The sequence below is a fragment of the Glaciihabitans sp. GrIS 2.15 genome (assembly GCF_035984695.1).
GTDB lineage: Bacteria > Actinomycetota > Actinomycetes > Actinomycetales > Microbacteriaceae > Lacisediminihabitans.
Window position 1 is genome coordinate 1 of sequence record NZ_JAXCHU010000027.1, and the last position, 5,306, is coordinate 5,306.

Here is a 5,306-nt window from a genome sequence, read left to right on the forward strand (position 1 = left end):
GGACTCTAGACAAGCTCTATTTTCTCTGATCAGGAAGGCATTCTCGGTTTAACGCGCCGCTAGACACCCAGCCCGATCGGTGGATCGAGGCTTAGACACCCACAGGCGTGCCAGGGAGCCGTTGGCAGGGGTGGTGGGGTCAGTTCGGAAACACTTCTAGGAGGGTGGGGAGCTCCGACATCTGGGCGGCAACCGCTCGGCTTCGCAAGCGCATCTGGTCTGCGGCGAGGATCCGCTGCAGCGAGTGGTGGATCCTGCGCGCGTCGTCGGGGCCAGGTCTCCTTATGGCGGCGGGGCCGCCTTTGGCTTGGTCGGTCACGGCGAGTCCAAGTCCGGCCCGCTCGACCATGGCCGCGTTCTCGCCTTGGTCTGCGAACAGTGGCACCACGAGTTGGGGACACCCGACCTCCAGCGCGCCCAGCACCGTCCCAGAACCACCATGGTTGACGATGACGGCAGCGCGCGCCATGGCTACCCGTTGATTCGCCCAGTGTGTGACTTCAACGTTGGAAGGGGCTAACCCCACGCTGGCCGGCTCGAGGTCGCGTCCGGTGGTCACCTGCGCGCAGACGGGGAGACCATCGAGGACCTCGAGGAGGACGGCGTACCACGGAAGAAGGGCCGCGATCGTCGGAGCCACCGTGCCGAGGGTGACGTAGACGAACGGAAGTTCCGCATCTCCGTGGGTTGTTAGAGGCCCTTGGGCCGCTCCCTCCCGATACCGCTGCGTCGCCGCGAAGGTGGGGGGGTCGACGCAGCTTGGGAACCGGGTGAAATACCCCGAGTCGGCCACCAAGTCCGCCAGCCCCGGGCTCCACTGCTCAAGGATCGGCCGCGCGTGGCGTAACAGTGTCGCTTCACCGATGGACAGGCCGTGCCCGATCCGGATCTGCCTGATGTCGGCCTCCGCGGCGCAGCGTGCTGAGGCAAACTCCGCAGGATCGCGGAGTACGAGGTCAGGACGGAAGTCGGCGATCGCCGCCCGCATGGCAGGAACCAGAGCGCCCGAGTTGAGCCGAGCGAATACTTCCCCGATCACCATGGCAGCTGCGTCCTCGTGGCGCCCGGCCATAGCGCGACCCATGATCGCTCCAACTTCGGCCGGATCGGCTGTCTCGCCCGAGCGAAACTCCCATCGAGCAGCAGCCGGCCATAAACCTGGCGGCCCGAAGACGAGCACGTCATTCCCCGTCTCGACCAGGTGCTCGATCCAGGGCACCATCGGCGAGAAGTGGCCCGCTCCGGCCGTCGACGCACAAATGACACGCATGTATATATCATGCCGAGCCATTGACCCGAAAACCAGCCCAGCTCTCGTGTAATCCCGAGCTGGGCTACCGCAACCTCCGACGACGCCCGGACATTACCCACATGGCCCTGCCCCATCCGGCGGTGCCCGTCAGCTCCGGCCGTCCACCCGATCCCTCAGGGGCCCAGGCCCGAGCGTGCGCTGGGTTCGGGCGGTAGCCTGGGGGGGTTCTCGACCTGAGCGGGATCGACGTAGATGACATCGCAAACGCGCCTGCGGATCAGACGACTACGAGCACCGCTGGCTGCTCGACCTGCGAACCCAGGTACTGTTCTGGACCAGCGACACCGGCATCGACGGCGAGAACCCCGTCGAGATCGACGAGCTGACCTCATTCCGATCGACCCGATCCCGTCGTACGTCTGGTACCAAGACATGGCCGACTTCGCGGAGGGCATCAGCGACGGCGCGGCCGGCGGCGCCTGGCCAATGCGCTTCGGGGGCGGGGAGCTTTTTGTCGGTTCAAGAACCAGCTCTGTGAGCACCTTCCCGAGCTGATCTCGCCGTGGCTCACCCACCGTGACGCGAGCCGAACGTCGCGCCGTAAACTGGTTCGTGGACCAAAGCCCTATCGACGAGAACGCCGCAGAGATGTTCGTGGCCGAACACCCGGAGCCCGATCTGCCCTCAGGCCAGCACCCGTAACGACAGATACCCGGCCAGAAGAGCGCGTCACGCCGCCGCTAGAGCCATAGGCCCAGATTCGACTACTTCGGCCTGGGCTTGGACGGAACCGACCGTTAGGACGACGCGCCGAGTCGGTGTCGCACTACCCTTCGGCGCAGGGTGGGCGACGCCTCGACCTCGTAGCCGGCGTCGAGGAAGACCTGGAGCAGCCCGACTGACGCCTCGTCCCAGAGCACGGTCTTCCCCGGCGGCGGCTCGGTGGGGTAGCCCTCGAGGACTCGAGCGCCGACCTGCCTGCCGTACTCGACGGTTGCGGCGGCGAGCTCGTACATCAGTCCCTGTCGGCGGAAGCCCCTTACGCACGACGAAGCAGGTGACTGACCAGACGCCCTGGAGGTCGGGGGCCATCCACATCCACGACTTCTGCCGGGCCAAGATCCTCGGGTAGTTCTTCCGCGGGTCGACCGCGACCCAGCCGGCCGGCTCGCCGTCGACGTACCCGAGCAGGCCGGACTTGGGGCCGCTCGTTCCGCAGCCGGCCTGCTCCAAGAGCGCGACGAGGTCGCGCAGCGCGAGGCGCAGGGGCTCCCACTTCTCCACCAGCATGGTGTGCAGGCAGGAGCGGACCGACTTGCGGTAGTCGGGGTCCCAACGGGCTGACGTGGGTCTCGCCCAGCGGCTCCAGCGTCGCGTCGGCACCTGGCAGGGCTAAGCCGGGCTACCGCTCTCAGCGCAAGGAGGACGAGACACGTCCGCCGCAGCGTCAGGGTGGGTTCCCTCTTGCGGAGCCTCGCGGTGAGGAGCAGGCTTGTCCATGTGCCTGCCCTCGACCTCCTCCTTGGCCGTCCCCCAGTGGCGACGCAAGCTGAGGTCGCCTCGGGCCCTTCACAAGGCGTCGTCATTTACTGGCGCGACGGATGTCCCTTCTGTGCACGGCTCCGTTTCACAGTACGACGCTATCGGGACCGTGCCCTATGGCTGAATGTCCGGGAAGACAGTGATGCTGCGGCCTTCGTTCGGTCGACGAACGAGAACGGATACGAGGTGACGCCCACGGTGGTCATTGACGGCGTCGCCCACACCAACCCGGCTCCGAGCTTGGTGCTGGAAGCACTCGTGCGTTGAGGGTCCGCTCGACCGGGGGAGCCGCGTAATGCCAGGTCGTGCCGCCCTGCAGCACCTGGTCGCCCCAACCATCTTCCGTCAGGTCGACATGGAAACAGATCGATCTCCCGCCTAAATTCGTTGCGGAAGGCGAGGAAGGTCGCTAGCCCAAAAGATTAAGGCGCTGCTCTGGCGGGTTCGGTGATGGCGTTGAAAGGGTCCTCCGGGCCTATCGGCCGGTGCGACGTGGAGATCGAGCCGGGGATCGGGCGGTGAGGTGCTCGTGATCTGTGTGGCCAACCGTAGGATGATTCGACTGCGTGCACCGAGGCGATCTGAAGCATCGCGGTGAGCTCACGACCGATAACTGCGGCTCGGCCGGCGCCTGCCGCTTTCCAACGGCCGGTCCCTACGGCCCCGCTGGAACATCCCACCCGCGGGGGTCACCTTCACGAAGCCTCAACGGAGGTTCACTGACGTTCGCCCATCCCGACCTTCTCCTCGCCTGTGGCCCCCGGATGGAACGGGCGCTCTTGGGCTTCTTCCCTGAGCTTCGCACCCCGCAGTTACCCGCGACGCACGTCAGGGCGGAGACAGGCCACCACACACTGGCCCGGGGTTACACCTTCGACATCAGCCGAACCTCCATGATGTCTCCCACTTCACCCAAGCACCCTCATGTCGCACGTAGTCCGAGGTGGCCTCCATCACCACCCGGGTGACCCCGAGCTCGGTCAACCAGTCGGCCATCACCACGAGTGAACGGGTCATCGTGGAGAACGTGCGGACCTCCTGGGACCGCCGCTTGCCCTGGCCGGGGACCCGGACACAACAGACCATCTCGGCCTTCCCAATATCTAACGCCGCCACCCGGTCGATGACGACCTCCTCATCCTGTGCGACCTCCATCGTCGCCACCTCCTTGTCCCATCAGCACACCTCACCGGAAACCATCCTGAAAAGCTGCCCGGGGAACCGCGAGGGACACCACGACTCTCATCCTCGTGCTCACAGCAACATGGAAAGGCCCACACCACAGTTCCCAACGCCCTACTGAGTCACGGCCTCCAACGGACCGCAGAGTCACTACGTCATCGGGCGGCCACCCCCCGATTTTCAGCCCGGCAGGCTCCCCCGCTATCGGTACCCCTACTGAGTCGCCTGAAGGATCGTAAGGTCGCGGGTCTTGGCCGCGCGCATGCGCGTCCTCGTCGACAACCCGCCCCGGTTCGCCGGCGTGGCCGCGATCGGCGTCTAACAGGTCGTGTGGCGTCGCAATACGAACAACGAACGGTCGGCCTGGGGGCCTCGTCAGCAGCGGTGCGGACACATAAAGACCTTCTGCGGTGGGCTCGCCGGCTGCCGCAACGCGGCGTTGATGGCGCGCCAGACGTCCGGATATGGCCGCGATGCGCGGGTCTTCCGTTAGCGGGACGCGGTGTGGCCATCGTGGTCAGGTGCTCGTCCCGCGGAAGCGAGAGTCACTTGGTCGCTCCGATCTGAACGTCGGGGGATCCGAGCACTGCGAGCACGGTGCAGGGTTCATCACAGTGGTGACTGATGGAGTGATCGGCCTGCGGTTGAACGATGACCACGTCGCCCGCACGGGCGGTTTTTTGTCGACCGTCGACATTGACTGTGCACTCGCCTGCAATGACGAGCAGAACCTCTTCGACGTGGTGGGTGTGTGCGGGCACGGTCTCACCGCGGGTGAAGTGGTTGATGAGCACGGTGATGGAATCCGAGCCGTTTGCCCGATCAACAAGACGTTGGAGAGTCGGCAGCCCGGGCCCACGCTCGAGAACCGGGCGGTCTTCGCCTTGCACGATGGACATGAAACCTCCGTCACAGCCTGCCGTTGCGTCATTGTCAGTTCCATAGAAACGGGCGTAACCGGCATCCGACCCCTGGATCACACTCCACGCCGAAGCGAAGGATCTCATTTGAGGCAACGAATACGACTACGCGGAGGTTTCCTATGAGTCAACGCGTCGTGTTGACGTCGGGCATGGAATGAGGATACTGGCCTCTATCGGATAGACGCTGTCTGTCCAACTTGCTAGGGAGGCACCCGGTGACCCAGCCCGCCACCGACGTCCGGGAGTTCTGTCATCGGGCGTTGAACATCATGTCGACCGACGACCTGGCCGGGTTCCAAAAGTTGTTCCACCCGGAGGCGGTAAACCGGGAAGCGGTGCACGAGCCCGAAGACTGCCGTGGTGTCGGGCCGGAGGCGTTCCAGGCCAGCGCCCGGTGGCTGACCACA

General features: G+C 65.3%; 6 protein-coding genes. 2 read left to right on the plus strand and 4 right to left on the minus strand.

Annotated elements, in window-relative coordinates; all coding sequences use genetic code 11:
• Window positions 1–139 precede the first annotated feature (139 nt).
• Window positions 140–1,270 (minus strand): glycosyltransferase, encoded by a 1,131-nt coding sequence (locus RCH11_RS17960; RefSeq protein WP_327058395.1) that lies wholly within the window; start codon window positions 1,268–1,270, stop codon window positions 140–142.
• A 779-nt stretch (window positions 1,271–2,049) separates the two neighbouring features.
• Complete coding sequence (locus RCH11_RS17965) at window positions 2,050–2,268, minus strand: hypothetical protein (protein WP_327058396.1); 219 nt, start codon at window positions 2,266–2,268, stop codon at window positions 2,050–2,052.
• A 520-nt stretch (window positions 2,269–2,788) separates the two neighbouring features.
• Between RCH11_RS17965 and RCH11_RS17970 the strand changes: the two genes are divergently transcribed.
• Window positions 2,789–3,061 (plus strand): glutaredoxin domain-containing protein, encoded by a 273-nt coding sequence (locus RCH11_RS17970; RefSeq protein ID WP_327058400.1) that lies wholly within the window; start codon window positions 2,789–2,791, stop codon window positions 3,059–3,061.
• A 612-nt stretch (window positions 3,062–3,673) separates the two neighbouring features.
• Here the strand turns inward: RCH11_RS17970 and RCH11_RS17975 are convergent.
• Window positions 3,674–3,949, minus strand: coding sequence for a hypothetical protein (locus RCH11_RS17975; protein WP_327058397.1), 276 nt, complete (start codon window positions 3,947–3,949; stop codon window positions 3,674–3,676).
• A gap of 572 nt (window positions 3,950–4,521) precedes the next feature.
• Entirely contained in the window at window positions 4,522–4,983 is a 462-nt protein-coding gene (locus RCH11_RS17980) for a cupin domain-containing protein (protein WP_327058398.1), read from the minus strand.
• A gap of 131 nt (window positions 4,984–5,114) precedes the next feature.
• Between RCH11_RS17980 and RCH11_RS17985 the strand changes: the two genes are divergently transcribed.
• A partial coding sequence (locus tag RCH11_RS17985) for a hypothetical protein (RefSeq protein ID WP_327058399.1) occupies window positions 5,115–5,306 on the plus strand: 192 nt, incomplete at its 3' end.